The 26190-nt window shown below is 60.1% G+C and carries 24 protein-coding genes and 1 pseudogene; 9 read left to right on the top strand and 16 right to left on the bottom strand.

The window, feature by feature from the left end:
• Window positions 1-186: 186 nt before the first annotated feature.
• Window positions 187-960 (bottom strand): DeoR/GlpR family DNA-binding transcription regulator, encoded by a 774-nt coding sequence (locus tag AACR77_RS05595; protein WP_042878031.1) that lies wholly within the window; start codon window positions 958-960, stop codon window positions 187-189.
• Window positions 961-1082: 122 nt separating this feature from the next.
• On the opposite strand from AACR77_RS05595, the gene blrA reads away from it, so the two are divergent.
• The 4 genes from blrA (at window position 1083) to creD (ending at window position 5620) form a co-directional block, all read left to right on the top strand.
• Complete coding sequence (blrA, locus tag AACR77_RS05590) at window positions 1083-1757, top strand: beta-lactam response regulator transcription factor BlrA (protein WP_010672254.1); 675 nt, start codon at window positions 1083-1085, stop codon at window positions 1755-1757.
• 34 nt (window positions 1758-1791) lie between these two features.
• Window positions 1792-3213, top strand: coding sequence for a beta-lactam sensor histidine kinase BlrB (gene blrB / locus AACR77_RS05585; RefSeq protein ID WP_042878036.1), 1422 nt, complete (start codon window positions 1792-1794; stop codon window positions 3211-3213).
• 99 nt (window positions 3214-3312) lie between these two features.
• Window positions 3313-4107: a class D beta-lactamase gene (blaOXA, locus tag AACR77_RS05580; protein ID WP_042864688.1), complete on the top strand. Its 795-nt coding sequence runs from the start codon at window positions 3313-3315 to the stop codon at window positions 4105-4107.
• Between the two features lie 121 nt (window positions 4108-4228).
• Entirely contained in the window at window positions 4229-5620 is a 1392-nt protein-coding gene (gene creD / locus AACR77_RS05575; RefSeq protein WP_042878030.1) for a cell envelope integrity protein CreD, read from the top strand.
• Between the two features lie 51 nt (window positions 5621-5671).
• Here creD and glmU read toward each other — a convergent pair whose 3' ends face one another.
• The 15 genes from glmU to mioC all read right to left on the bottom strand — a co-directional run bounded on the left by glmU (window position 5672) and on the right by mioC (window position 19451).
• On the bottom strand, window positions 5672-7033 hold the full coding sequence (glmU, locus tag AACR77_RS05570; protein ID WP_042878028.1) for a bifunctional UDP-N-acetylglucosamine diphosphorylase/glucosamine-1-phosphate N-acetyltransferase GlmU: 1362 nt from the start codon (window positions 7031-7033) through the stop codon (window positions 5672-5674).
• A 93-nt stretch (window positions 7034-7126) separates the two neighbouring features.
• On the bottom strand, window positions 7127-7555 hold the full coding sequence (locus tag AACR77_RS05565; RefSeq protein WP_010672259.1) for a F0F1 ATP synthase subunit epsilon: 429 nt from the start codon (window positions 7553-7555) through the stop codon (window positions 7127-7129).
• An 18-nt stretch (window positions 7556-7573) separates the two neighbouring features.
• Window positions 7574-8962 carry a F0F1 ATP synthase subunit beta gene (atpD, locus tag AACR77_RS05560; protein ID WP_010672260.1) on the bottom strand — a complete coding sequence of 463 codons (1389 nt, stop codon included), beginning with the start codon at window positions 8960-8962 and terminating at the stop codon, window positions 7574-7576.
• A 33-nt stretch (window positions 8963-8995) separates the two neighbouring features.
• The gene (atpG, locus tag AACR77_RS05555) at window positions 8996-9862 is read right to left on the bottom strand and encodes a F0F1 ATP synthase subunit gamma (protein WP_010672261.1); all 867 of its coding nucleotides are present in this window, start codon (window positions 9860-9862) and stop codon (window positions 8996-8998) included.
• A 42-nt stretch (window positions 9863-9904) separates the two neighbouring features.
• On the bottom strand, window positions 9905-11446 hold the full coding sequence (gene atpA, locus AACR77_RS05550; RefSeq protein ID WP_010672262.1) for a F0F1 ATP synthase subunit alpha: 1542 nt from the start codon (window positions 11444-11446) through the stop codon (window positions 9905-9907).
• A 15-nt stretch (window positions 11447-11461) separates the two neighbouring features.
• Window positions 11462-11995 carry a F0F1 ATP synthase subunit delta gene (atpH, locus tag AACR77_RS05545; protein ID WP_010672263.1) on the bottom strand — a complete coding sequence of 178 codons (534 nt, stop codon included), beginning with the start codon at window positions 11993-11995 and terminating at the stop codon, window positions 11462-11464.
• A 13-nt stretch (window positions 11996-12008) separates the two neighbouring features.
• Entirely contained in the window at window positions 12009-12479 is a 471-nt protein-coding gene (atpF, locus tag AACR77_RS05540; RefSeq protein WP_010672264.1) for a F0F1 ATP synthase subunit B, read from the bottom strand.
• Between the two features lie 51 nt (window positions 12480-12530).
• Window positions 12531-12770 carry a F0F1 ATP synthase subunit C gene (gene atpE, locus AACR77_RS05535; RefSeq protein ID WP_010672265.1) on the bottom strand — a complete coding sequence of 80 codons (240 nt, stop codon included), beginning with the start codon at window positions 12768-12770 and terminating at the stop codon, window positions 12531-12533.
• Between the two features lie 58 nt (window positions 12771-12828).
• Complete coding sequence (gene atpB / locus AACR77_RS05530) at window positions 12829-13611, bottom strand: F0F1 ATP synthase subunit A (protein WP_010672266.1); 783 nt, start codon at window positions 13609-13611, stop codon at window positions 12829-12831.
• Between the two features lie 8 nt (window positions 13612-13619).
• Window positions 13620-14030: an ATP synthase subunit I gene (locus tag AACR77_RS05525; protein ID WP_010672267.1), complete on the bottom strand. Its 411-nt coding sequence runs from the start codon at window positions 14028-14030 to the stop codon at window positions 13620-13622.
• A 190-nt stretch (window positions 14031-14220) separates the two neighbouring features.
• Window positions 14221-15129, bottom strand: a complete 909-nt coding sequence (locus tag AACR77_RS05520; protein WP_010672268.1) for a ParB/RepB/Spo0J family partition protein — start codon at window positions 15127-15129, stop codon at window positions 14221-14223.
• The gene (locus tag AACR77_RS05515) at window positions 15126-15929 is read right to left on the bottom strand and encodes a ParA family protein (RefSeq protein ID WP_029313362.1); all 804 of its coding nucleotides are present in this window, start codon (window positions 15927-15929) and stop codon (window positions 15126-15128) included. The genes AACR77_RS05520 and AACR77_RS05515 overlap by 4 nt, the downstream gene beginning before the upstream one ends.
• Before the next feature lie 27 nt (window positions 15930-15956).
• Window positions 15957-16583, bottom strand: coding sequence for a 16S rRNA (guanine(527)-N(7))-methyltransferase RsmG (rsmG, locus tag AACR77_RS05510; protein WP_010672270.1), 627 nt, complete (start codon window positions 16581-16583; stop codon window positions 15957-15959).
• A 20-nt stretch (window positions 16584-16603) separates the two neighbouring features.
• The gene (gene mnmG / locus AACR77_RS05505; RefSeq protein ID WP_010672271.1) at window positions 16604-18493 is read right to left on the bottom strand and encodes a tRNA uridine-5-carboxymethylaminomethyl(34) synthesis enzyme MnmG; all 1890 of its coding nucleotides are present in this window, start codon (window positions 18491-18493) and stop codon (window positions 16604-16606) included.
• A 508-nt stretch (window positions 18494-19001) separates the two neighbouring features.
• A complete protein-coding gene (gene mioC, locus AACR77_RS05500; RefSeq protein WP_039040628.1) occupies window positions 19002-19451 on the bottom strand; it encodes an FMN-binding protein MioC in 450 nt (149 codons plus the stop codon).
• Between the two features lie 371 nt (window positions 19452-19822).
• Between mioC and AACR77_RS05495 the strand changes: the two genes are divergently transcribed.
• The 5 genes and pseudogenes from AACR77_RS05495 to AACR77_RS05475 form a co-directional block, all read left to right on the top strand.
• Window positions 19823-21931: a TonB-dependent siderophore receptor gene (locus tag AACR77_RS05495; RefSeq protein WP_042878026.1), complete on the top strand. Its 2109-nt coding sequence runs from the start codon at window positions 19823-19825 to the stop codon at window positions 21929-21931.
• Window positions 21932-21991: 60 nt separating this feature from the next.
• On the top strand, window positions 21992-23638 hold the full coding sequence (locus tag AACR77_RS05490; RefSeq protein ID WP_042878024.1) for a multidrug ABC transporter permease/ATP-binding protein: 1647 nt from the start codon (window positions 21992-21994) through the stop codon (window positions 23636-23638).
• 46 nt (window positions 23639-23684) lie between these two features.
• Window positions 23685-24449: an ATP-binding cassette domain-containing protein gene (locus AACR77_RS05485; protein WP_042878022.1), complete on the top strand. Its 765-nt coding sequence runs from the start codon at window positions 23685-23687 to the stop codon at window positions 24447-24449.
• Window positions 24450-24480: 31 nt separating this feature from the next.
• Complete coding sequence (locus tag AACR77_RS05480; RefSeq protein WP_042878035.1) at window positions 24481-25383, top strand: ABC transporter substrate-binding protein; 903 nt, start codon at window positions 24481-24483, stop codon at window positions 25381-25383.
• Window positions 25380-26147, top strand: a pseudogene (locus tag AACR77_RS05475) (iron chelate uptake ABC transporter family permease subunit); the annotation flags it as partial. The gene AACR77_RS05480 and the pseudogene AACR77_RS05475, both read left to right, overlap by 4 nt.
• Window positions 26148-26190: the final 43 nt, after the last annotated feature.

The raw sequence follows: 26190 nt of genomic DNA, 5'->3' as shown, positions 1-26190 counted from the left end.
TGCAGCGGCTGGTTGGCGCTGAACACGGCAACACCGGCCGAATCGTAGCCACGGTATTCCAGACGGCGCAGGCCCTCTACCAGGATTTCAGCCACATCACGTTGGGCGACGGCCCCGACGATGCCACACATACACTTCTCCTTGAAACGTAAGACGTTAATTCGGTTGGATAATGGTTTGTTCAAATCACACGGCCACGGGGGCGCAAATCAGCGTGATCCCCCTGGCCTGAATCTGTTCTCTGGTCGCATTGCTCAGCCCCTCGTCGGTCACCAGGGTATGGATGCCGGACCAGGGCAGCTCGAGATTGGGGATTTTTCGGCCGATCTTCTCCGACTCCACCATGACGATGACCTCCCGCGACACTTCGGCCATGACCCGGGAGAGGCCCACCAGCTCGTTGAAGGTGGTGGTGCCCCGCTCCGGGTCGATGCCATCGGCACCGATGAAGAGCTGGTCGAAGTCATAGGAGCGCAGCACCTGCTCCGCCACCTGCCCCTGGAAAGATTCGGAATGGGGATCCCAGGTCCCGCCAGTCATCAGCAGGGTGGGCTCGTTTTCCAGCTCGCGCAGGGCACCAGCCACATTGAGGGAGTTGGTCATGACGATGAGGCCGCGCTTGTTGCCCAGCATGGGGATCATGGCGCTGGTGGTGCTGCCGCTGTCGATGATGACGCGGTTGTGATCGCGGATCCGCTCGGCGGCGGCGCGGGCAATGGCTAGCTTTCGATTCGAAACTTGTTCCGGGTTGCTGTCCACCACCATCTCGCTGGGGAGGGGAACGGCACCGCCGTAGCGACGCAGCAACAGGCCACCGGTCTCCAGCACCGCCAGATCTTTGCGGATGGTCACTTCGGAGGTGGCGAAGTGTTTGGCCAGGGCATCGACGCTGACTTCCCCCTGCTCCTGCACCAGACTCACTATGGTGTGACGGCGCTGCTGTGTGTTGCGTTTGGTCATCTTTAAGTTTCGATTCGAAAGAATGGCGAAATATTAATGCCTTTTCGGGAAAAATCAAACGGCAAATAGGATCCGATTTGGTTCGATGCCAGAATGAGGAGCCGATTTGCGACGAGGACGCCATGCAAAAACGACTCATCTGGCTGGTGGAAGATGAAGCCAGCATTGCCGATACCCTGATCTATGCCCTGCAGACCGATGGTTTCGAGGTGGAGTGGTTCCCCCTCGGTCAGCCGTTGCTGGCGCGACTGGAACAGACGCGACCGGATTTTTTGATCCTGGATGTGGGGCTGCCGGACATCAGCGGCTTCGAACTGTGCAAGCGGGTGCGGGCACTGACCGATATTCCCCTGATGTTTCTCACCGCCCGCAGCGAGGAGATAGACAGGCTGATCGGGCTGGAGATAGGGGCAGACGACTACGTGGCCAAACCCTTCTCGCCCCGTGAGGTGTGCGCCCGGGTGCGGGTCATCCTGCGCCGCAGCCAGCCCGCACCCTCCCAGCCGATACAGCCACTCGCCCTGGACGAGGAGCGGGCACGAATCTGCTTCCTGGGCCAGCCCCTGACGCTCACCCGCTATGAGTACCTGCTGCTCAAGACCCTGATGCTGGCGCCGGGTCGGGTCTACTCCCGCCAGCAGCTGATGGATCTGGTGTGGCAGGATGCGGAAGAGAGTCTGGATCGCACCGTCGACACCCACATCAAGACCCTGCGGGCCAAGCTGCGGGAGCGAGACCCTGACGCCAACCTGATCCTGACCCACCGCGGGCTGGGCTACAGTCTGGAGCTGGCATGAACTCAGGGTGGCCGGGCATCGGCAGGGGGATGAGATGAGAATCGGATTGCAACTGCTGTGCGGCCTGGTGCTGATCTTCGCCCTGGCCGCCTGGTTCGTGCTGGAGATCTTTGTCGAAGAGATCAAGCCCGGGGTACGCAGCGCCACCGAAGATACCCTGGTGGACATGGCGCAGATGCTGGCCCCCCTGGCCCTGGACGACATGCAGGAAGGAAAGATGGCGAATGGCCGGCTGGCCAGCGCCTTCTCCCGCCTGAACCAGAGTCCCATCAATGCCCTCATCGATGGCCACCTCAAGCAGCAGGCGGAGTACCGCATCTATGTGACCGACGCAAAAGGCAGGGTGGTCTACGACTCGGACGGGGTGGATCTGGGCAAGGACTACTCGCGCTGGAACGACGTCTACCTGACCCTGCGTGGCGAATATGGCGCCCGCAGCACCCGCACCGATCCCGACGATGCTGCCAGCTCGACCATGTATGTGGCAGCTCCGCTGCGGGAAGGAGCCGAGATCATCGGCTCCCTCACCGTCGCCAAGCCCAACAGCACCCTGCAGCCCATGATAGAGCGCAGCGAACACCAGTTGCTGAAAGGGGCGGCCCTGCTGCTGTTCATCTCGCTGCTCATCGGCGCCTTGCTGGTGTGGTGGCTCAACCGCGCCATCGGCAAGCTGGTGCACTATGCGGATGCAATCAGCCAGGGTCAGCCCGCCAGCCTGCCGCGCCTCTACAGCCCCGAACTGGACAGGCTAGGCCACTCCCTGGAGACCATGCGCCGCCAACTGGACGGCAAGGCCTATATCGAGGCCTATGTCCACAGCCTGACCCACGAGCTCAAAAGCCCGCTGGCGGCCATTCGCGGGGCGGGGGAGATCCTGGCCGAGGCGCCGCCGCCGGAGGTGGCCGCACGCTTCATCGGCAACATCAATCTGGAGACGGCCCGCATGCAGCAGCTGATCGAACGCATGCTGCAACTCGCCCGCCTCGAATCAGGGCAGGGGCTGGACAGACAATCCGTCGAGCCGGCCCGGCTGGGCAGACGGGTGCTCGACGCCCGCCAGATCCAGGCCCAGCGCCGCCAGATCGCCCTGCATGCCGAGCTGGGGGAAGGTCAGAAGCAGAAGTGGGATCCCCTGCTGGTGGAGCAGGCCCTTGGCAACCTGCTGGACAACGCCCTCGATTTCGCCCCCGTCGGCAGTACCCTGGTGCTGAGCGGCGCCATGGAGGAGGGGGGTTATTGCTTCCGGGTGCGGGATCAGGGGCCAGGCATTCCCGACTTTGCGCTGCCCAGGATTTTCGAGCGTTTCTACTCCCTGCCAAGGCCAGACAAGGGCAAGAGCAGCGGCCTCGGGCTCAGTTTTGCCATGGAGGTGGCACGCCAGCACGGCGGCCATCTTGCCCTTGCCAATCAGCCGGACGGGGGGGTGCTGGCCACACTCTGGCTGCCCGGCAACTGAGGACACTTCACACCAAGCACACAGAGCCGGGCTAAGCTGCACCTCCTCGATGACGACCGTCCCCGTCGATGCGCATTCATATTAATCAAGGAGATAGATATGCCCCGTATGCTGTTGTCCGGTCTGCTTGCCGCTGGCCTCTTCTGTGCACTGCCTGCCAGCGCCGCTTCTGGCTGCATGCTGTTTGCCGATGGCACCGGCAAACCCGTCAGCACCCTGGGGGACTGTGCCGCCCAGTTGACCCCGGCCTCCACCTTCAAGATCCCGCTGGCACTGATGGGCTATGACAGCGGCTTCCTGGTGGATGAACAACTGCCGGCCCTGCCGTTCAAGGCCGGTGATCCTGATTTCCTGCCGGAGTGGAAACAGACCACCACCCCGAGCAGCTGGATGCAATTCTCGGTCATCTGGTACTCGCAGCGCCTCACCGAGTGGCTGGGAGAGGCTCGCTTCCAGCACTACGTGGACAGCTTCGACTACGGCAACCGGGATCTCGAAGGCAACCCGGGCAAGCACGACGGTCTGACCCAGGCCTGGCTCAGCGCCAGCCTCGCCATCAGCCCCCAGGAGCAAGCCCGCTTCCTTGGCAAGATGGTGAGCGGCAAGCTGCCGGTCTCCGCCAAGACCCTGCACCATACCGCCAACCTGATGCGTCAGCCCGACATCGACGGTTGGCAGATCCACGGCAAGACCGGCATGGGTTACCCCAAGCTGCTGGATGGCAGCCTGGACAGGGAGCAGCAGATCGGCTGGTTCGTCGGCTGGGCCAGCAAACAGGGCAAGACGCTCATCTTCGTCCACACCGTAATCCAGAAGCCGGGCAAGCAGTTCGCTTCCCTCAGGGCCAGGGAGGAGGTGTTCGCCGCCCTGCCGGCCCGGTTGAAGACACTCTGATGCCAGCAACACCGGCGCCTTGCGCCGGTTTTTTTATCCCCCTTCACCACCACTTCACACTACCCCATCCTCCCTTCACGCGACCCCGGCACACTCCCGTTCAACAACAAGGAGACGTGTCATGGTCAAACAGATTTTCACCCACAAGATCGCCCTGCTGCTGTTGCTCTGCCTGCTGATGATGATCCCGGTTCACGCCATCATGGAGCTGAATCGGGAGCGCCAAGCCTATCGCAGTCAGGCCATTCACAGCATCATGGCCAGCCACAGCGGGCCCCAGCGTCTGATGGGGCCCGTACTGGTGCAACCCTATACCCGGGCCGTCACCGTCGAGCAGGATGGCAAACATTTCGTTCGCAAGGAGCAGGTCTATCGCTACCTGCTGCCCCAGAGGCTGGACGTGCGGGCCAGCATGGAGGTGACCCCGCGCAAGCTCGGCATCTATCAGGCCCAGATTTATCACAGTCGCCTCTCCCTCTCCGGCCTGATGCCCACCAGCCTGGCTGACAAAGGGCTGGTGGCCGGCAACCCGAACCTGAGCTTCGACCCGGCGGATCCCGCCCTGGTGCCGGGCAAACCCTATCTCAGCCTGATCCTCTCCGATGCCCGGGGCATCAGCCGCGTACCCGAACTGCAATGGGGGGAGCAACGCATCCCGTTTGCCCCTGGCGCCCAGCTGGGGGACGGGCGAGTGGGGATCCATGCCCCGCTCAACGCCTTGCCAGACGAAGATGGCCGCTTTCACATCGAGCTGGATCTGCAGGGCATGAATGCGCTGGAAGTGGTGCCGCTCGGACAGGACAGCCGGTTTCACCTGAACGGCAACTGGCCCCATCCCAATTTTCTCGGCGACTTTCTGCCCGGTGAACGCACCCTTGCGGATCAAGGGTTCGAGGCAAGCTGGCAGACCAGCTGGTTCGCCACCGACATGGAGAGCCGCTTCAACCGCATGATGAAGGGAGCGGGCACCAAACTGCCGTCATTCAGCGTCAGCCTGGTGCAACCGGTGGATCACTATCAGCTGAACGAGCGGGCCGCCAAATATGCCCTGCTGTTCATCGGCCTCACCTTCATCAGCTTCTTCATGTTCGAGCTGCTCAAGGGGCTGCGGGTACACCCCATCCAGTACGCGCTGGTGGGCATGGGGCTGGCCATCTTCTATCTGGTGCTGCTGGCGCTGACCGAGCATCTCGGCTTTGCCTGGGCCTATCTCATTGCCGCCCTGGCCAGTGTGGCCCTCAACGGCTTCTACCTGAGCCATGTGCTGGGCGGCCCGAAACAGGGCATGGGATTCGCCGCCCTGCTGGGGCTGGTCTACGCCATCCTGTTCGGGCTGCTGCAGGCCGAAGAGACAGCCCTGTTGCTTGGCGCCCTGCTGCTGTTCGCCACCCTGGCGCTGGTCATGGGGCTGACTCGCAAGCTCGACTGGTATCAGGTGATGGAGAACAGTCCCTCCGCCACCGCATGGGCGGCCCCCCAGCCATCGACCAGTGACACCAGTCATCAGCCATAAGCAAAAAAACCGGCGCCCTCGGGCGCCGGTTTGCATTTCATTGATCGGGCATCACTTCTTCTTGACCGGACGGGGCCAGTTCGGAATATGGCGCTGGGGCACCCGGGTGATCACCAGCTCGTTTTCCGCCACATCCTTGGTGATGGTAGAACCCGCCCCCAGGGTCGCCCCCTTGCCGATCCGCACCGGCGCCACCAGCTGGGTATCGGAGCCGACAAACACATCGTCCTCGATGATGGTCTGGAACTTGTTCACCCCGTCGTAATTGCAGGTGATGGTGCCGGCACCGATGTTCACCTTGGCGCCGACGTCCGCATCCCCCAGATAGGTCAGATGACCGCACTTCGAGCCCACCCCCAGCCGGGCCTTCTTCATCTCGACGAAGTTGCCGACATGGGCATCCTGCTCCAGCACGGCACCCGGGCGCAGGCGGGTAAAGGGCCCGACCGAGCACTGGTCGGCAATTTGCGCACCTTCGATGACGGAGTAGGGTTTCACCTCGGTGTGGTCGCCGATGACGCAATCCTTCAGCACGCTGCCGGCACCGATGCGCACGTGATTACCCAGCACCACCTTGCCTTCGATGATGACGTTGACGTCGATCACCACCTCCTCCCCGATTTCCAGGGTGCCGCGCAGATCGAAACGGGCCGGATCGATCAGGGTGGCGCCAGCGATCATCAGCTTCTCGGCCTGCATCTGCTGGTAGCTGCGCTCAAGCTGGGCCAACTGCACCCGGTTGTTGGCCCCTTCCACTTCCATGGTGCTGTCAGGGTGGACGGCGGCGATGGCACAACCATCCCCATGGGCCATGGCGATGACGTCGGTCAGATAGAACTCGCCCTGGGCGTTCTTGTTGTCGAGGCGCGACAGCCAGCCGCGCAGCTGGGCACCGTTCGCCACCAGCACGCCGGTGTTCACTTCGCGGATGGCAAGTTGCTCGGCGTTGGCATCCTTCTGCTCGACAATGCCGACCACCTGACCATGTTCCCGCACGATGCGGCCATAGCCGGTCGGGTTGTCCAGCACCACGGTCAGCAACGCCATGCCATCGTCGGCCTTGGCGGCCAGCAAGCGTTGCAGGGTCTCGGGCTGGATCAGCGGGGTATCGCCGTAGAGCACCAGCACGTCGTCTTCGTCATGCCAGAACGGAATGGCCTGGGCGACGGCATGGCCGGTCCCCAGTTGCTGGGCCTGCAGCACCCAGTTCAGGTCGGATGCCTGGATCCGCTCCTTCAGCAGTTCGGCGCCGTGGCCGTACACCAGGTGCAGCTGTTCGGCACCGATCTGGCGGGCGGTCTCGATCACATGGGAGACCATGGGCTTGCTGGCAACGGGGTGCAGCACCTTGGGCAGGGAGGAACGCATGCGGGTGCCTTTGCCCGCAGCCAGGATCACGACGTTGAGAGACATAGCTAGCCTTTGAAACAGGTGGAAATGCTGGGCGGAGTCTATCCAACGGGCAAAAAAAAAGCGACCCGAAGGTCGCTTTTTGCATCACCGTGATTAACGGTAATTCTTTTTGACGATATCGATAACCCGCAACTGGGCCATCGCTTTGGCCAGCTCGGCAGACGCCTGAGCATAGTCGATATCACCATGGGAGCTGTTGATCCGCTCTTCGGCACGACGTTTGGCTTCCTGGGCTTTCGCCTCATCCAGATCGTCTGCGCGAATGGCGGTATCGGCCAGCACGGTCACGGCTTCGGGTTGTACTTCCAGCATGCCGCCGGAGATGTACAGCACCTCTTCGCTACCATTTTGCTTGATCAAGCGGACCAGGCCCGGCTTGATGGCAGTCAGCAACGGAGCATGACCGTGGCGGAGACCCAGCTCACCTTCGGAGCCTGATACCTGGGCGGATTGCACGCGACCGGAAAACAGTTTTCCTTCGGCGCTCACCACATCCAGGTGAAAGGAGATCATCTCAGCCATGGGCCCTCCTATCGAGGCTTACAGTTTCTTGGACTTCTCGACGACTTCGTCGATGCCGCCAACCATGTAGAACGCCTGCTCCGGCAGATCGTCATACTCGCCCTTCAGGATGCCCTGGAAGCCACGGATGGTTTCCTTCAGCGGCACGTATTTGCCCGGAGAACCGGTAAATACTTCGGCCACGAAGAACGGCTGGGACAGGAAACGCTCGATCTTACGGGCACGGGCTACGGTCAGTTTGTCTTCTTCTGACAGTTCATCCATACCCAGGATGGCGATGATGTCCTTCAGCTCCTTGTAGCGCTGCAGTACGGTCTGAACGCCACGAGCGGTCTCGTAGTGCTCCTTGCCAACCACCAGCGGATCCAGCTGACGGGAGGTGGAGTCCAGCGGGTCAACGGCCGGGTAGATACCCAGTGCCGCGATCTGACGGGACAGTACGACGGTCGCATCCAGGTGGGCGAAGGTGGTCGCCGGAGACGGGTCGGTCAAGTCATCCGCAGGCACGTAAACGGCCTGTACGGAGGTGATGGAACCAGTCTTGGTGGAGGTGATGCGCTCTTGCAGAACACCCATCTCCTCGGCCAGGGTCGGCTGGTAACCTACTGCGGAAGGCATACGGCCCAGCAGTGCGGATACTTCGGTACCGGCCAGGGTGTAACGGTAGATGTTGTCCACGAAGAACAGCACGTCACGACCTTCGTCACGGAACTTCTCGGCCATGGTCAGGCCGGTCAGCGCCACGCGCAGACGGTTTCCGGGCGGCTCGTTCATCTGACCGTAAACCAGAGATACTTTGTCCAGTACGTTGGACTCCATCATCTCGTGGTAGAAGTCGTTACCCTCACGGGTACGCTCACCTACACCGGCGAACACGGAGTAACCGCTGTGTTCGATCGCGATGTTACGGATCAGCTCCATCATGTTGACGGTCTTGCCTACACCGGCGCCGCCGAACAGACCAACCTTACCACCCTTGGCGAACGGACATACCAGGTCGATAACCTTGATGCCGGTCTCCAGCAGCTCGGTGCTGTTGGACTGATCTTCGTAGCTGGGGGCTTCGCGGTGGATGGACCAACGCTCTTCTTCGCCGATCGGACCCTTCTCGTCGATGGGGTCGCCCAGTACGTTCATGATACGGCCCAGGGTCGAGGTACCGACCGGTACCTGGATGGCCTTGCCGCTGTTAACTACTTCCAACCCACGACGCAGACCGTCGGAGGAACCCATGGTGATGCAACGCACGACGCCGCCGCCGATCTGTTGCTGAACTTCCAGTACCAGACCCTGGCCTTGGCCTTCGCTGACAACCTTCAGTGCATCGTACACCTGGGGCACGGCATTCTGCGGGAACTCGATGTCCACCACAGCGCCGATGATTTGGACGATGAAACCGTTACTCATGTCAAATCCTCTAAACCTTTGATAACCCTTGCCTTACACCGCAGCAGCACCGGAAACGATCTCAGTGAGCTCCTGGGTAATACTGGCCTGACGGGCCTTGTTGTATACCAGTTGCAGATCGTTAATCAGGTTGCCGGCGTTGTCAGTCGCGGCTTGCATGGCAACCATTCGGGCTGCCTGTTCACTTGCCAAGTTTTCTACCACACCCTGGTAGACCTGGGATTCGACGTAGCGAATCAGCAGGGTATCCAGCAGTTGCTTGGGATCCGGCTCATAGAGGTAGTCCCAGTGGTGCTTCTTGGCGAGCTTGCTGTCTTCTGTTACGGGCAAAGGCAGCAGTTGATCGACTTTTGGTTGCTGAACCATGGTGTTGACGAACTTGTTGTACACCAGGTACAGCCTGTCAATCTCACCGTTGTCGTAAGCCTTCAGCATGACCTTCACTGAACCGATCAGGTCATTGACGCTCGGGTTGTCACCCAGTCCGGAGACGTGGGCTTTCACCTTGGCGCCGTGCCGTTCAAAGAAGTTGGAGGCCTTGTTACCGATCAATGCCAGGTCAACCTTGGCACCTTTCGCGCTCCATTGCTTCATATCATTGAGGGCAGCCTTGAACAGGTTGATGTTCAGACCACCACACAGGCCACGGTCGGTGGAGACGACGATGTAACCCACTCGCTTCACCTCACGTTCGATGAGGTAGGGGTGCTTGTATTCCAAGTTCCCCTGAGCGATATGGCCGATCACCTTGCGCATGGTTTCAGCGTACGGACGGCTGGCAGACATGCGTTCCTGCGCACGGCGCATCTTGCTCGCTGCCACCATTTCCATAGCGCTGGTGATCTTCTGAGTGTTCTTCACACTCCCGATCTTGTTACGTATCTCTTTTGCGCCGGCCATCTCTTCTCTCCATCAGGTGGCAGCTTGCGCTGCCACACACGCTTACCAGGTCTGGGTTGCCTTGAAGTCATCCAGCAACGCAGTCAGCTTGCCAACGATCGCGTCGTTGTAGTCGGCCTTGGCATTGATTTCAGCCATCAGCTCGGCATGCTGGGTATTGGCGTAAGAGAGCAGAGCGGCTTCGAAGTCGACGATCTTGCTCAGTTCGACATCGGCGAGATAACCCTTCTCGGCGGCGAACAGCACCAGGGACTGCTGGGCCACGCTCATCGGAGAGTACTGCTTCTGCTTCATCAGCTCGGTGACTTTCTGACCGTGATCCAGCTGCTTGCGAGTAGCATCGTCCAGGTCGGAAGAGAACTGGGCAAATGCCGCCAGTTCACGGTACTGGGCCAGCGCGGTACGGATACCACCGGACAGCTTCTTGACGATCTTGGTCTGAGCAGCACCGCCCACACGGGATACGGAGATACCCGGGTCAACCGCCGGACGAATACCGGAGTTGAACAGCTGGGAGGTCAGGAAGATCTGGCCGTCGGTGATGGAGATCACGTTGGTCGGAACGAACGCGGAGACGTCACCGGCCTGGGTTTCGATGATCGGCAGGGCGGTCAGGGAACCGGTCTGGCCTTTCACGGCACCATTGGTGAACTTCTCTACGTACTCGGCGTTGACGCGAGCAGCACGCTCCAGCAGACGGGAGTGCAGATAGAAGACGTCACCCGGGTAAGCTTCACGTCCAGGCGGACGGCGCAGCAGCAGGGAGATCTGGCGATAGGCAACGGCCTGCTTGGACAGGTCATCATAGATGATCAGTGCGTCTTCGCCGCGGTCACGGAAGTACTCGCCCATGGAGCAACCGGCGTAGGGAGCCAGGTACTGCAGAGCAGCCGCTTCGGAGGCAGAAGCCACGACCACGATGGTGTTGGCCAGGGCGCCGTGCTCTTCCAGCTTGCGCACCACGTTGGCGATGGTGGAGGCCTTCTGGCCGATCGCAACGTAGACGCACTTAATGCCGGAATCTTTCTGGTTGATGATGGTGTCGATGGCGATGGCGGTCTTACCAACCTGGCGGTCACCGATGATCAGCTCACGCTGGCCACGACCGATAGGGATCATGGCATCGATGGCTTTCAGACCGGTCTGGACTGGCTGGTCAACAGACTTACGCTCGATAACGCCCGGGGCGATCACTTCGATCGGCGAGAAGCCGTCGTTGTCTACCGGACCCTTACCGTCGATCGGCTGACCCAGGGTGTTGACCACCCGGCCCAACAGACCACGACCGACCGGCACTTCCAGAATGCGGCCGGTACCCTTTACCTTCATCCCTTCGGCCAGATCGGCATAGGGACCCATTACTACGGCACCAACGGAGTCACGCTCCAGGTTCAATGCCAGAGCGAAGCGGTTGCCCGGCAGCTCGATCATCTCACCCTGCATGGCATCGGCCAGACCGTGGATACGAATGATGCCGTCGCTTACAGAAACGATGGTACCTTCGTTACGCGCTTCGCTTTTGACATCAAACTGCGCAATGCGCTGCTTGATCAGCTCGGCGATTTCAGTGGAATTCAGTTGCATGCTCTAATACCCCAATCAAGATTGCAGCGCATCGGCCATGCGATCCAGCTTACCGCGGACCGTGCCGTCGATAACGAGATCACCGGCCTTGATGAGCACCCCGGCCATCAAGGACGCATCTGTGCTGCAATTCAGCTTCACTTTGCGCGCGAGACGTTGTTCCAGAGAAGCCTGAATATTGGCTTTCTGCTGGTCGGTCAGTTCGATCGCCGAAATCACGTCAGCCTGAACTTCTTTGTCCAGTTCAGCCTTGAGCGCGACGAATTCGGCAACGACCGCCGGCAGCACACCCAAGCGACCATTCTCGGCCATCACCCGGATCAGGTTCTGACCGTGCTCGTTGAGCTGCTCACCGCAGACACCGACAAACAGCTTTGCCAGTTCTTCGGCAGCAACGGAGCCGTTTACCAGGCTGTGCATGGTCTCGTTTTCTGCCACCTGAGCGGCGAAATCGAGCATCTCCAGCCATTGGTCAACCGCCTTGTGCTCAACGGCAAACTCGAAAGCAGCCTTGGCGTAGGGGCGAGCGATTGTAGTCAGTTCAGACATAGCCCCGTTCCCGTTACAGTTCTGCTACCAGTTTGTCGACGATGTCGCTGTTGGCAGCCTGGTCGATTTGGCGTGCCAGGATCTTCTCTGCACCCGCGATGGCAAGAGCAGCAACCTGCTTGCGCAGTTCTTCTTTGGCACGATGACGTTCAGCTTCGATCTCTGCACGGCCCTGAGCCAGGATTTTCTCCCGCTCAGCTTGGGCTCCGACAGCGGCCTCATCAATGATCTGGGCCTTGCGTTTGTTGGCCTGATCGATGATTTCAGCAGCCTGAAGCTTGGCTTCTTTCAGCTGATCGGTGGCGTTGGCCTTGGCCAGCTCCAGATCTTTCTTGGCACGTTCTGCAGAAGAGAGGCCGTCAGCAATTTCTTTCTGACGGGCTTCGATGGCAGCCATCAGCGGCGGCCATACGTACTTCATGCAAAACACTACGAAGATGAAAAAAGCAACTGCTTGGCCGAGGAGGGTGGCGTTGATATTCACAGCCGATGTCCTCTTTAGTTAGTTAATGGGTTCTGCGTGAGTCGTAATGACTTAGGCAACCGCAAACATCACATACAGACCCAGACCAACGGCGATCATCGGGATCGCATCCACCAGACCCATCACGATGAAGAACTGGGTACGCAGAACAGGGATCAGGTCAGGTTGACGAGCTGCACCTTCCAGGAACTTGCCACCCAGGATACCGATACCGATGGAGGCGCCGATAGCCGCCAGACCCATCATCATTGCAGCAGCGATGTACAGCAGGTCCATGTTCAAGTTTTCCATGAGGATCTCCATTTATTTAGATGTAATTGATTGTATAAAAAGGATTATTTGAGTTGCATCAACCATGGTCTTCCTGCGCCATCGACAGATAGACGATGGTCAGAACCATGAAGATAAACGCCTGCAAAGTGATGATCAGGATGTGGAAGATTGCCCAAGGCACGGACAGGATCCACTGTGACCACCAGGGTAACAAACCCGCAATCAGGATGAAGATCAGTTCGCCAGCATACATGTTGCCGAACAGTCGCAGACCCAATGAAACAGGCTTGGAAATCAACGTGACGGTTTCAAGGATGAAGTTAACCGGGATGGCAGCAGGGTGGTTGAAAGGCTGAAGCGTCAGCTCCTTCACGAACCCGCTGATACCCTTGACCTTGATGCTGTAGTACAGGATCAAGAAGAACACGCCCAAAGCCATGGACATGGTGATGTTAACGTCAGCAGAGGGAACCACACGCAGATAGGGAACACCCATCAACTGTGCAGCGTGAGGGATAAAGTCAACGGGGATCAGGTCCATGAAGTTCATCAGGAAGATCCACACGAACACCGTCAGGGCCAAAGGTGCGATGACCTTGTTGCGACCATGAAAGATGTCCTTGACGTTACCATTCACAAACTCGACCAGCATCTCCACAAAGCACTGCAGCTTACCGGGCACACCGCTGGTGGCCTTGACGGCAACCTTGCGGAACAACCAGATAAACAGGGCGCCTAGCACGACGGAAAATATCATGGAATCGATATTCACCGTCCAGAACCCGGACCCTACCTGCAGGTGGGTCAGGTGGTGGGAGATATATCCCTGAGGAGTCAGGACTTCTCCGGTTGCAGACATGAGTTTTCCTAATAGTGGTTGTTAAGCGTGAATGAAACTATCCACTGTACAACGAGGGCGAGGATATAAGTGGCGAAGAACGAGGCGGTGTCGACCTCAATCCCGGCGCCAAACAGCAGGGCGAAAAGTCCTGTTGTAGTAATGAGCTTAATCCCTGCCCCACCATAAAAGTCCCGCAAAACCAGGCCTACGCTCTCTTTCGTCACCTTGCGGCGCAGAACCCAGAGCGTGAACAGGGCTTGAGGAACCCAGTACATCCCCCCTCCGTAGAGAGAGGATTGTCCGGCGAACTCTCCCGCCTGATAAAACCAGACGGTGGCGATCGCCAGGATCAGGACCAGCTGACAAACGAGCATAGCCAAGGCCAGCGTCAAACCTTCCAAGGCTATTTTCTGCTTCACCAACCTACCCCTGAACATTACAGAACTGTAAAAAATCGGGATCCGAAGACCCCAGGTTCACAGCTCGAAAAGCCGGTCAAATTATACCCGTGAAGACGGCTATTGCAACATGGCAAAAATCCTTAATTTTTGCGGCTTTCCGCGCGAAATTAAGGTTATGTTCATATCGAAAGTAATGGATGTTTTATTACTACAAAAAGCGTAAAAATCACGATTCTGACAGGCCAAAATAGCCCAATACCCGGTCCAAATCTGCCAAGTTATCGTAACTTATTACTAACTTGCCGCTATCTTTCTTGCCCGGCTGAAGTTGCACCTGATTGCCAATTTTTTCAGAAATCTGGCGCTCGAGATAACCAAACTGCGGATCGCGGACGGGTTCAACCCTGGTTTTTGCCGGTTCCAGTGCTTTTTGCACCAGCTTCTCGGTATCTCGCACTGTCAGCCCCTTCTGGGCCACCAGTTTGGCCAGCTCTGACTGGGCCTGGCCGCTCAGGGCCAGCAGGGCACGGGCATGCCCCATGTCGAGGTCGCCGTGCTCCACGAAGCGCTTCACGTCCTCGTTGAGCTGGTTGAGACGCAGCAGGTTGGTGACCGTGGTGCGGGACTTGCCTACCGCCTCGGCAACCTGCTGGTGAGTCAGTTCGAACTCCGTCAGCAGGCGCTGGAGGGCGACGGCCTCCTCGATGGCGTTGAGATCTTCACGCTGGATGTTCTCGATGAGTGCGATGGCGACGGCCGCCTCGTCGGCGACATCCTTGACCAGGCAGGGCACCACTTCGAGACGGGCCAGCTGGGAGGCGCGCCAGCGGCGTTCACCAGCAATGATTTCGAAACGGTTTTCACCGATGGAGCGAACCACGATGGGCTGGATCACCCCTTGTGCACGGATGGAGTTGGCCAGCTCCTCCAGCGCATCCTGGGACATATCCTTGCGCGGTTGGTATTTGCCGGACTGCAGCCACTCCACCGGCAGCTTGCGCAGCTCGCCCTGATTGGTCGGGGCCATGGCCTGTTCGGTGCGCTGGTCGCTCATCACCTGTTTCTGGCGGGCGGCCGTGCTGGTGCTGAGCAGGGCGTCCAGCCCCTTGCCCAGCCCACGTTTCTTCGGCGTCATATGCTCTCTCGATCTGCGGTGAGCGGCTGGGACTCCTGTTCCTGGCGGCGCAGGATCTCGCCAGCCAGGGCCAGATAGGCCTTGGCCCCCACCGATGATTTGTCATAGTGCATGGCTGGCGCGCCAAAGCTCGGCGCCTCCGCCAGTCTTACGTTGCGGGGAATGATGGTGCGATAGACCTTGTCCCCGAAATGCTGTTTCAGCTGATCGGACACATCATTGGCCAGCCGGTTGCGATGATCGAACATGGTGCGCAGCACCCCTTCAATCTTCAGCTCCGGATTGACCACGGCTGCCAGCTTGCTGATGGTGTCCACCAGGGCGGTCAGCCCTTCCAGCGCATAGTATTCGCACTGCATGGGCACCAGCACGGAGTCGGCGGCGGCCATGGCGTTCACCGTCAGCATATTGAGAGAAGGCGGGCAGTCGATGAAGACGTAGTCGTACTTGTCCCTGACCGAGGCCAGGGCGTTGCGCAGGCGGATCTCGCGGGCAAAAAACTCCATCAGGCGGATTTCTGCCGCGGTCACGTCGGCATTGGCGGCGATCAGGTGATAGCCTCCCGAGGTTTCGGGGATGATCACCTCGCCGATGGGGGCATCTTCGATCAGCAGTTCATAGGCGGTGCGCTCGACATCGTACTTGTCGACGCCACTGCCCATGGTGGCATTGCCCTGCGGATCCAGATCGATCACCAGCACCTTGCGCCGGGTAGCGGCCATGGAGGCGGCCAGATTCACACAGGTGGTGGTTTTACCCACTCCACCCTTCTGGTTGGCTATGGCAATGACTTTTCCCACACTGTCCCCTAAATGAATGCGGCGGCCCTATTCGGGCTGGATGGCTTTAAACTCCAGCAGATGGCGTTCGCCTTCCAGTTCCGGCACCACCAGCTTGTGGGTGGCAACCAGACGAATGCTGTCAGGCAACTGTGCCAGCTCCTGCTCGGGGTATTGTCCCTTGAGCGCCAGGAAACTGCCCTCGGGTGACGGCAGATGATGACACCAGCTCAGCATGTCCTCCAGGGAGGCGAAAGCCCGGCTCAGTACACCATCAAATCCGGTCTCGGGTTGATACTCCTCCACCCGGGATTTGACGGGGGTCACATTGGTCAACCCCAGCTCCAGGATCACCTGGCGGATGAAGTTGATCCGCTTGCCCAGGCTGTCGAGCAGCACGAACTGTTTGTCCGGATTGATGATGGCCAGCGGCAGTCCGGGCAAACCCGGGCCCGTTCCCACATCGATGAAGCGTTCACCGTGCAGGTGAGGACTCACCACCAGGCTGTCGAGGATATGCTTGACCAGCATGGCGTCCGGATCTCGCACCGAGGTGAGATTGTAAGCCTTGTTCCACTTGTGCAGCAACTCGACCAACTGCACCAACTGGGTCTTCTGGGTTTCGGTGATAACAATTCCGGCCTGCATGAGCAGGCCGTTCAATCTTTGCAGCATGTTGTCCAACGGGGAATTCCTCAGGCGGTTTTACGCAGCAGGCCGTGTTTCTTCAGGTGCACCAGCAAGATGGAGATGGCGGCAGGGGTGATGCCGGAGATGCGGGACGCCTGACCAATGGTCTCTGGCTTGGCATCGTTGAGCTTGGCGATCACCTCGTTGGAGAGACCGTTCACGTCGCGGTAGTTCATATCCAACGGCAGCAGGGTGTTTTCGTTGCGCAGCTGTTTCTCCACCTCGTCGTGCTGACGCTCGATATAACCGGCGTACTTGATCTGGATCTCCACCTGATCCGCGGCAGCCGCATCGGTCAATGCAGGCCCCACACCCTCGATGGCCATCAGGGCATCGTAGGTCACTTCCGGACGGCGCAGCAGCTCTTCCAGGCTCTGCTCCCGGGTCAGGGGAGTGTTGACCAGGGCGTTGACGGCCTCCAGAGACGGATGCTGCGGGTGGATCCAGGTCGAGCGCATGCGCTGACGTTCCTGCTCCACCTGTTCCACCTTGGCATTGAACAGGCTCCAGCGATGATCATCCACCAGACCCAGCTCGCGGCCGATGGCGGTCAGGCGCAGATCCGCGTTGTCTTCCCGCAGCAGCAGGCGATATTCGGCACGACTGGTGAACATGCGATAGGGCTCGCGGGTTCCCAGGGTGGAGAGATCGTCCATCATCACGCCCATGTAGGCCTGATCCCGGCGTGGGTGCCAGGCTTCCTTGCCCTGGGCGCGCAAGCCCGCGTTCAGACCGGCCATCAGGCCCTGGGCAGCGGCCTCTTCATAGCCGGTGGTGCCGTTGATCTGGCCGGCGAAGAAGAGGTTCTCGATGCACTTGCTCTCCATGTTGGCCTTGAGATCCCGCGGATCGAAGAAATCGTACTCGATGGCGTAGCCAGGGCGAGTGATATGGGCATTCTCGAAACCACGGATCGAGCGGACGATCTGCACCTGCACGTCGAACGGCAGGCTGGTGGAGATCCCGTTCGGGTAGAGCTCGTGGGTGGTCAGGCCTTCCGGTTCCACAAAGATCTGGTGCGCCGTCTTGTCGGCAAAGCGGGTGATCTTGTCTTCGATCGACGGGCAGTAGCGCGGGCCTATCCCCTCGATCACCCCGGCGTACATGGGGCTGCGATCCAGGTTGTTGCGGATCACCTCGTGGGTCTGCTCATTGGTATGGGTCACGTAGCAAGGCATCTGGCGCGGATGTTGGCTGGCGTTGCCAATGAAGGAGAAGACCGGGCGAGGATCGTCACCATGTTGCTGCTGCATCACGGAAAAATCGACGGTGCGTGCATCGATGCGTGGTGGCGTGCCCGTCTTGAGGCGATCGATGCGCAGCGGCATTTCACGCAGGCGCTGGGCGAGGGCGATCGAGGGAGGATCCCCGGCGCGGCCCCCTTTGTAGTTTTCCATGCCGATGTGGATCAGACCATTGAGGAAAGTGCCAACGGTCAGTACGACCGTCTTGCCGCTGATGCGGATCCCGCTCTGGGTGACGACCCCGGCGACACGATCCCCGTCCATGACCAGATCGTCGCAGGCCTGCTGGAAGATCTTCAGGTTCGGGTAGTTCTCCAGGGTCTGACGCACCACTGCCTTGTACAGCAGGCGATCCGCTTGGGCACGGGTAGCCCGCACCGCAGGGCCCTTGGAAGAGTTGAGCGTGCGGAACTGGATCCCGCCGAGATCGATGGCCTGCGCCATGATCCCGCCAAGGGCGTCGACTTCCTTGACCAGGTGTCCCTTGCCGATCCCGCCGATCGCCGGATTGCAGGACATATGCCCCAGCGTATCTATGTTGTGGGTGAGCAACAGGGTATTGAGACCCATACGGGCTGCCGCTGTTGCTGCTTCGGTTCCTGCATGACCGCCACCGACGACGATCACATCAAATTGTTCATGGTATTGCATTGGGGATCACCTTGATCTGCACGCCTGAAGATCTTTGTTTGCCTGGTCTGAAGGGCGGATCATTCTATCTGTTTAGCATCCGGAGGGGAACGTCTACTTCAGGATCAGTATGGATCAGGGAGCGGTTAAATAGATCTTAAGGATCTTTAGATCGATCTTTTATTGGATCTTTTATTAGGATCCACGACTTCTGTTGATAAGGCATTTTTGATCATAAAGATCATTCGGTTAAGGTCGATCGCTGCTTGTGGAAAAGCTTGGATCCAGAGGGGGCGAACGGGGGGATAACATGGGTTTTTATACACAGATACATGGTTGGCAAGATCTAATACATGAATAACTATAGGTTTTACAGAGCTTGGTACCTAAGTTATACACAATTATCCGAGCTCATGTGGGGAGCTCTCGGGAAAAACTTATCCGGATCCCTCTGTTAATAACCTGGTGGATAGGGATCTGGGGATAACCAGGGAGATCGGGGGTCGTGACCGGATCTCCCTGGCCCTGATCAGCCGATCAAGGTCATCCAGTCGTGGATCCAGGTTTCTGCGGCATCTTCGGGGATCTCGTGCTGGGTCACGTCTATTTCCAGGAGATCCCCCAGTCGGCTGGCACCGCACCCGGCCAGCAGCCGATCCAGCGTCTTGCCGCCCTGGCAGAAGGTGTCATAACTGCGATCCCCCAGGGCGATCACTCCGTACTTGAAGGCGGCGAGATCCGGCTGCTGCTCGGCAAGATCCCGGGCAAAGGGCTGCAGATTGTCGGGTACATCCCCCGCACCATGGGTGGAAGTGACCACCAACACGATGGCTTCTGGCTCGGTCAGGATCCTGGCCAGGCTGGCGGGGTTGTGGATCTCCGCCTGGTGGCCCGCCTGTTCAAGCAGGCCGACCACATGATCTGCGACATATTCGGAGGCCCCCAGCATGGAGCCGACGACGAGGTTGAGTTTGGCCATGGAATGGATCCTGATGTCATCGAAAAAGTGAAGAGGGGGGATCTTACCGCCAAAGCATGTGGATAAATATGGATAAAGCTTGGGGATAAGGATCCTGTCCACTTTTTTGCTGCCAAAACCGGTCTCGTGGCCGTCATGCTGCCTTCTTTCCGCCTGTTGCGACCTCATCGCACATTTAGTTGTCAAACGACACTTTAAAACATCAATTAACAATGCAGATGCAAATGATTAGCAATTATTGAATCGATTCGATCACGGCACCTGTAGTAGCATGGCGCTGCTTTATTCGCCTGAGACGCCGGGCTGACCGGTCCAATTGGGCACCCATAATAAGAAATCAAACATAACTTATTGATATTTGAGACACTTATATGATTGCGCAAAAAAATACCCCGAATGCCGTGATGCGAAAGAGAGGCGCACAGCTGCTGCCGCTCTCCTGTCTGCTGGCGTCCCTGCCCGTGTTGGCGGCGGAACAGACGGATAAAGAGTTGCCCAAGGCGGGTGAAACCATGGTCGTGACCGGGACCGCCATGAAGGTCGAGGTCCCCATGGCAGAGACCCCCCGTGCCGTCTCCGTGGTCAATCGCGAAGAGCTGGACCAGCACGCCGTACTCAAGCTCGACGAGTCCCTGCGCTATCGCTCCGGCGTCCTGTCCCAGTCCTATGGTTCGGACACGGATGCTGACTGGTTCAAGGTGCGCGGCTTCGATGCGGCTTCTTACCTGGATGGCAACCGCCTGTTCAGCACCGGTTACTATGTCTGGACCCCGGAACCCTTCGGCCTTGAGAGCGTGGAAGTGCTCAAAGGCCCGGCCTCCATTCTGTATGGCGAAGCCCCTCCCGGAGGCGTCATCAACGCCATCAGCAAGCGTCCGACAGCGACCCCGCAGGGTCTGGTGAACCTGCAACTGGGCAACCGGGATCTGCGCCAGGTCGGGGTGGATGTCTCCGACACCCTTACCGACAACAGCCGTTATCGTCTGGTGGCCCTCTACAACGAGCGGGACGGCGTGCTGGATGGCACCTACAACGAGCGCGCCTATCTGGCGCCGAGCGTGACCCTGGATATTTCGGATCGCACCACGCTGACGCTGCTCTCCAGCTTCAAGCACGATGAAGGGGTGCCGACCAACGGCTTCTTCCCGGTTTACGGCACCCTGAATACCTCCGGCGGCCAGATCGATCCCTCCACCAACCTGAGCCAGCCGGATTACGATCGCAATCGCAATACCCAGATCTCCGCCGGGTACGAGCTGGCCCACCAGCTCAACCAGACCTGGGAGTTCAAGCAGAACGTTCGCTTCAACTACAACGATCTGCTGCTGCGCCAGACCTACATCTTCCCGACCTATGAAGGTACCACCGCCTACCGCGGCCTGGTCTACCGGGATGGGGATACCAAGAGCGCCACCATGGACAACCAGATGGTGGGCTACTGGAACACCGACAGTACGGAGCAGACCCTGTTGCTGGGGGTGGATCTGCAGCGCCATGTGAATGAAGGCCAGGAAGCCGACAACTATGGCATGGGCGCCATCAACACCATGAACCCGGATTACAGCGGTTTCCCCGGTTTTGATGAATCCACCGCGACCCATCAGAAGAGCACCAAGGGTCAGAGCGGCCTCTATGCCCAGCACCAGATCCGCTGGGATGATCGCTGGCTGCTGACCGCGGGCGGTCGTTTCGACTACGTGGAAACCCACAACATCAGCGAAGCCAAGAGCAAGAACGAGAAACAGTACGACGACAACCTCTCTCTCTCCGGCAGCCTGATGTACCTGGCCGACAACGGTCTCTCCCCTTACTTCGCCTATGCGGAATCCTTCGAAGTGCTGCCGGGGATAGACCCCAACACCGGCAACTCCTACAAGCCGCTGGAAGGCAAGCTCTACGAGACCGGGGTCAAGTACGCACCCAGCTTCCTCGATGGCTACATCAACCTGGCGCTGTTCGATCTGGAGCAGACCAACTCCCTGGTCTCTACCGGATCCGGCCAGCAGACCCAGGCCGGTGAAGTGACCTCCCAGGGGGTCGAGCTGGAGGGGAGCGTGCAGGCCACCGAGGCGTTGCGCCTGACCGCTGCCTATACCTACACCGATGCCAAGACCAACGACACCGGCAACGGCGATCGTCGTGCGAGCCTGATCCCGCGCCACCAGGCCTCCTTCTGGGGCAACTACAAGGTGCAGCAGGGCCCGGTATCCGGTCTTGAGCTGGGTTCCGGCGTGCGCTATGTGGGTTCCAGCGTCGGCATCGGCGCGGTGAATGCGGACTACACCCCCATCTATGGTTCCGCCCAGGTACCTGCACACACCGTATGGGATGCGATGATCGGGTATGACTTTGCCAAGAACTGGCGTGCCCAGATCAACGTCAACAACCTGCTGAACGACACCTATGTGGCGAGCTGCGACTACTACTGCTACTACGGCGAGCCGCGCAGCATAGTCGGCACCGTCAATTACCGCTGGTAAGCGACAGGCCGGGCGGGGGCGAAGGCTCCCGCCCTCCTTCCATTCATCTACAGGCCTGTCATGGAACTCTTGTCACTGGTTTATCGCCAATACCGTTGGCCCTTCATCGCCATTACCCTGCTCAGCCTGCTGAGTGCTGTCAGCGGGATAGGCGTCATTGCCTTCATCAATCAATCACTTATCGAATCAGTCGGGGATCCGCTGCCGATCCTGGGTCAGCTTGTCGGCCTTGTCTTGCTGCTGCTGGTGATCACGCTCGGATCCCAACTGGCCCTGACCACCCTGGGTCACCATTTCGTCTACCGGTTGCGTGGCCGCCTGCTCAAGCAACTGCTGGATACCGACGTCGCCCGTCTGCGTCAAATAGGGCAGGGGCCGCTCCTGGCCTCCCTTTCCAGCGACATCGGTCAGATCACCATCGCCTTCGTGCGCCTGCCGGAGCTGGTACAGGGCCTGGTGCTCACCCTGGGCTCCATCATCTACCTTGGCCTGCTCTCTCCCGCCTTGCTCGGTGTTACCGCCCTCTGGGTCACCGTGACCATGGTGGTGGGCTGGCTGCTGGTGAACCGGGTCTATCGCCACCTGGCGCACATGCGCCAGGCCGAAGACAGGCTCTACCAGAACTACCAGTCCATCATCGCCGGGAGCAAGGAGCTGGCGCTCAACCGCGAGCGTGCCTACTTCGTCTACCACCAGCTCTATGAGCAGAATGCCCGGGACTACCGGGAGCAGATCATCCGCGCCGATACCTACCACCTGAGCGCGGTGAACTGGTCGAACATCATGATGCTGGGTGCCATCGGCCTGGTCTTCTTCCTGGCCAACGGGCTGGGCTGGGCCAACACCAATGTGGCCGCCACCTTCGCCCTGACCCTGCTGTTCCTGCGCACTCCCTTGCTGCAAGGTATCGGAGCCTTGCCGACCTTGATCGCCGCCCAGGTGGCGTTCGACAAGATAGCTGCCCTCAATCTGGCGGAGCCGGACGAGGCGTTCCCGTTGCCGCCTGCGCCTCGCCCCTGGCAGCGCATCGAGCTGGAGCAGGTGAGCTTTCACTACCAGGGGGAGGGCGGTTTCTCCGTGGGCCCCATCAATCTGGTGATCGAGCGGGGGGAGCAGATATTCCTCATCGGTGGCAACGGCTCCGGCAAGTCGACCCTGGCCATGCTGCTGACCGGGCTCTATCAACCGGTCTCTGGCCGGATCCTGCTGGATGGGGAGCCGGTCACCGATCGCAACGGCTATCTGGGGCTCTTCTCCGCCATCTTCACCGACTACCACCTGTTCCAGCATTTGCTGGGGCCCGAGCCGAAAGAGGCGCTGGTTGCCGAGTGGCTTGAGCGGTTGCAGATGGGCAGCAAGCTTGCCATCGAGGATGGCTTCATCGCCGATATCGACCTCTCCCAGGGCCAGCGCAAGCGGGTCGCCCTGCTGCTGGCCCTGGCAGAGCAGCGGGAGGTGATGCTGTTCGACGAGTGGGCCGCGGATCAGGATCCCCAGTTCCGCCGCATCTTCTATCAGGTGCTGTTGCCGCGTCTCAAGGAGATGGGCAAGACGGTGATCGCCATCAGCCACGACGATCACTACTTCTCACTGGCCGATCGCCTGCTGGAGATGCGCCAGGGCCACCTCACCGAACTGACCGGCGAGCAGCGCGAGCAGGTGAGCCGGGATGCGGTCGCCCATCTGGATGGCAAGGTGCCGGCCTGATGCTGGCACCGATGAGACTGGCAGCAAGCCAGCACAGGAATTGCTTATGTTCGAGATGAAATCCGCCAGCTTCGCGGTCAATGACCGCATGCTGCTGCACCCCACCAGCCTTCGCTTCGAGCAAGGTCGGGTCTATGGCCTCATCGGCCACAACGGGTCGGGCAAATCGACCCTGATCAAGCTGCTGGCGCGCCAGCAACCCCACAGCGGCGGGGAGATCCTGTTCGATGACCAGCCGTTGTCTGCCTGGGGCAACCGGGAGTTTGCCCGTCAGGTGGCCTATCTGCCCCAGCACCTGCCGAGTGCCGAAAACCTGCTCGGCCGCGAACTGGTGGAGATGGGGCGCTACCCCTGGCGCGGCCTGCTGGGCCGGATGGGAGCGGAAGATCACCGTCAGGTGGAGCGGGCCATCGCCCTGACCCACACCGAACGCTTTGCCGATCGGCTGGTGGATACCCTCTCCGGCGGTGAGCGGGGACGAGTCTGGCTCGCCATGCTGCTGGCCCAGGAGAGCCGTTTCATCCTGTTGGACGAGCCACTGGCCGCCCTGGACGTGGCCCATCAGGTGGAGGTGCTCACGCTCGTCAAGCAGCTCAGCCGCCAGCTCAACCTCGGGGTCATCATCGTCATTCACGACATCAACATGGCCTCCCGTTTCTGCGATCGGCTGGTGGCGCTGCACTCCGGTCGTCTGCTGACCCACGGCGAGCCCGCACAGATCATGACAGGGGAGACCCTGAACGCCATCTATGGCATCCCCATGGAGGTCATTCGCCATCCGGCCCATGACCACGCCATCGCCATCGTCTGACCGGGGGCCGCTCTTGAACCGTTTATTGAAGATGGCGCCCTGTCTGCTCAGTCTGCTGCTGCCCCTGGCAGGGGAGGCCGGGCAGCTTGTTACCGCCACCGACGCCACCAGCGCCACGCCCCGCATCGCCACCGTGGACTGGACCGTAGCCGAAACCCTGCTGGCGCTCGGAGTGACACCGATGGCGGTGGGGGATGTGGCCCCCTATCGCGCCTGGGTCGGTGAACCCCAGCTTCCTGCCGGGGTGATCGATATCGGGCTGCGTGCCCAACCCAACCGGGAACTGCTGGCGGAGCTCAAACCGGATCTTGTTCTCATCTCGCCGCTGGCGGCCCCCCTGGCGCCGACCCTCTCCCGCATCGCGCCGGTGCACTCCATCGCCCTGTATGAACCGGGCACCGATCTGTGGCTGCGACTGCGGGAAGCGACCCTGACCATCGCCGCCCTGGTCAACAAAGAGGCGGAGGCCGAACGCCAGCTCGCCGCGCTGGATCAGGATCTGGCACAGATGCAGGCGGCGCAGCCCGCCGATCTGCCCCCCTTGCTGGTGGTGCAATTCATTGATGAGCGCCATGTGCGGGTGTTTGGCCATGGCAGCCTGTTCGAGGCAGTGATGCAGCGCCTCGGCCTTCGCAACGCCTGGCAGGGAGAGACCAATGCCTGGGGATTCTCGGTCGCGAGCCTGGAGCAGTTTCTCGGGATGCCGGAGGCCAGGCTGGTGGTGGTGGACCCCGTGCCCGTAGGAGTTGGTGAAAAACTTCAGGAGCCTGGATTGTGGCAGCATCTCCCGCTGGTACAGAACAATCCGGTGATCCATCTGCCTGCGACATGGAGTTTTGGTGGCATATTGGCGGCCCGCCGCTTCGCCACCCTGCTGGACGGTGCCTTGCGGGAGCAGGCTGTCCACAGAGCAACCGGGGGATCAAATCAATGAGCTCTTCTCTTTCTTCGCCCCTGCTGCGCCCGGGTCTCTGCCTGTTGGTGCTGACACTGGGGCTGGCTTGCACCGAGCTGGCGCGTCAACTGCCGGGGGCGCTCTGGTGGCAGGCCCTGTTCTCCCCCGAGCTGGACGATGCCCGCCAGGCGGTGGTCCATTTCAGCTGGCTGCCGCGCCTTGCCATCTGCCTGCTGGCCGGTGCCGCCCTCGGGCTCGCCGGTACCCTGATGCAGCAGGTGCTGCGCAATCCCCTGGCCTCGCCCACCACCCTGGGGGTGGCCTCCGGCGCCCAGCTGGCGCTGATGATGGTGACCCTGCTCGCCCCCTCCTGGCTGCTGATCGGGCGGGAGTGGATCGCCATGGCCGGGGGAAGCCTGGCCATGGGGCTGGTCTTCGCCCTGGCCTGGCGCCGCCAGCTCAATCCCGTGGTCATCGTTTTTGCAGGGCTGGTGATCAACCTCTATCTGGCCGCCATCAGCATGGGATTGCTGCTGTTCTTCCAGGAGGAGCTCAAAGGGTTGCTGGTGTGGGGGAGCGGATCTCTGGCCCAGAACAGCTGGAGCGGCGTCGGCTATCTGCTGCCACGGTTGCTGCTGGCCGCGATGCTGGCGGCGGTGCTGGTGCGCCCGCTGGCAGTGCTGGAGCTGGACGATGCCAGCGCTCGCAGCCTGGGGGTCTCTCTCAAGCACCTGAGATTCGCCGGCCTCGGCCTCGCGGTCTTCATCACCGCCTGCGTGGTGAGCGTGGTGGGGCTGATCGGTTAGCAAATAGCTCAGTTTTTTCAACACGCTCATGTACTCCCAG

Source organism: Aeromonas sp. ZOR0002, assembly GCF_963866995.1.
Lineage (GTDB): Bacteria > Pseudomonadota > Gammaproteobacteria > Enterobacterales > Aeromonadaceae > Aeromonas > Aeromonas caviae.
The sequence above is the reverse complement of the archived record's forward strand: the minus strand, read 5'-3'. Positions and strand labels throughout refer to the sequence as shown.

Coding starts and splice junctions, on each gene's coding strand:
- AACR77_RS05480 (WP_042878035.1), top strand. CDS start 24,481: ATGGCGCCCTGTCTGCTCAGTCTGCTGCTGCCCCTGGCAGGGGAGGCC.
- atpE (WP_010672265.1), bottom strand. CDS start 12,770: ATGGAAAACTTGAACATGGACCTGCTGTACATCGCTGCTGCAATGATG.
- AACR77_RS05525 (WP_010672267.1), bottom strand. CDS start 14,030: ATGTTCAGGGGTAGGTTGGTGAAGCAGAAAATAGCCTTGGAAGGTTTG.
- mioC (WP_039040628.1), bottom strand. CDS start 19,451: ATGGCCAAACTCAACCTCGTCGTCGGCTCCATGCTGGGGGCCTCCGAA.
- creD (WP_042878030.1), top strand. CDS start 4,229: ATGGTCAAACAGATTTTCACCCACAAGATCGCCCTGCTGCTGTTGCTC.
- AACR77_RS05520 (WP_010672268.1), bottom strand. CDS start 15,129: ATGACGCCGAAGAAACGTGGGCTGGGCAAGGGGCTGGACGCCCTGCTC.
- atpG (WP_010672261.1), bottom strand. CDS start 9,862: ATGGCCGGCGCAAAAGAGATACGTAACAAGATCGGGAGTGTGAAGAAC.
- AACR77_RS05565 (WP_010672259.1), bottom strand. CDS start 7,555: ATGGCTGAGATGATCTCCTTTCACCTGGATGTGGTGAGCGCCGAAGGA.
- AACR77_RS05595 (WP_042878031.1), bottom strand. CDS start 960: ATGACCAAACGCAACACACAGCAGCGCCGTCACACCATAGTGAGTCTG.
- blaOXA (WP_042864688.1), top strand. CDS start 3,313: ATGCCCCGTATGCTGTTGTCCGGTCTGCTTGCCGCTGGCCTCTTCTGT.
- atpB (WP_010672266.1), bottom strand. CDS start 13,611: ATGTCTGCAACCGGAGAAGTCCTGACTCCTCAGGGATATATCTCCCAC.
- atpH (WP_010672263.1), bottom strand. CDS start 11,995: ATGTCTGAACTGACTACAATCGCTCGCCCCTACGCCAAGGCTGCTTTC.
- atpD (WP_010672260.1), bottom strand. CDS start 8,962: ATGAGTAACGGTTTCATCGTCCAAATCATCGGCGCTGTGGTGGACATC.
- atpA (WP_010672262.1), bottom strand. CDS start 11,446: ATGCAACTGAATTCCACTGAAATCGCCGAGCTGATCAAGCAGCGCATT.
- AACR77_RS05495 (WP_042878026.1), top strand. CDS start 19,823: ATGATTGCGCAAAAAAATACCCCGAATGCCGTGATGCGAAAGAGAGGC.
- AACR77_RS05485 (WP_042878022.1), top strand. CDS start 23,685: ATGTTCGAGATGAAATCCGCCAGCTTCGCGGTCAATGACCGCATGCTG.
- blrA (WP_010672254.1), top strand. CDS start 1,083: ATGCAAAAACGACTCATCTGGCTGGTGGAAGATGAAGCCAGCATTGCC.
- rsmG (WP_010672270.1), bottom strand. CDS start 16,583: ATGCTGCAAAGATTGAACGGCCTGCTCATGCAGGCCGGAATTGTTATC.
- blrB (WP_042878036.1), top strand. CDS start 1,792: ATGAGAATCGGATTGCAACTGCTGTGCGGCCTGGTGCTGATCTTCGCC.
- AACR77_RS05490 (WP_042878024.1), top strand. CDS start 21,992: ATGGAACTCTTGTCACTGGTTTATCGCCAATACCGTTGGCCCTTCATC.
- mnmG (WP_010672271.1), bottom strand. CDS start 18,493: ATGCAATACCATGAACAATTTGATGTGATCGTCGTCGGTGGCGGTCAT.
- glmU (WP_042878028.1), bottom strand. CDS start 7,033: ATGTCTCTCAACGTCGTGATCCTGGCTGCGGGCAAAGGCACCCGCATG.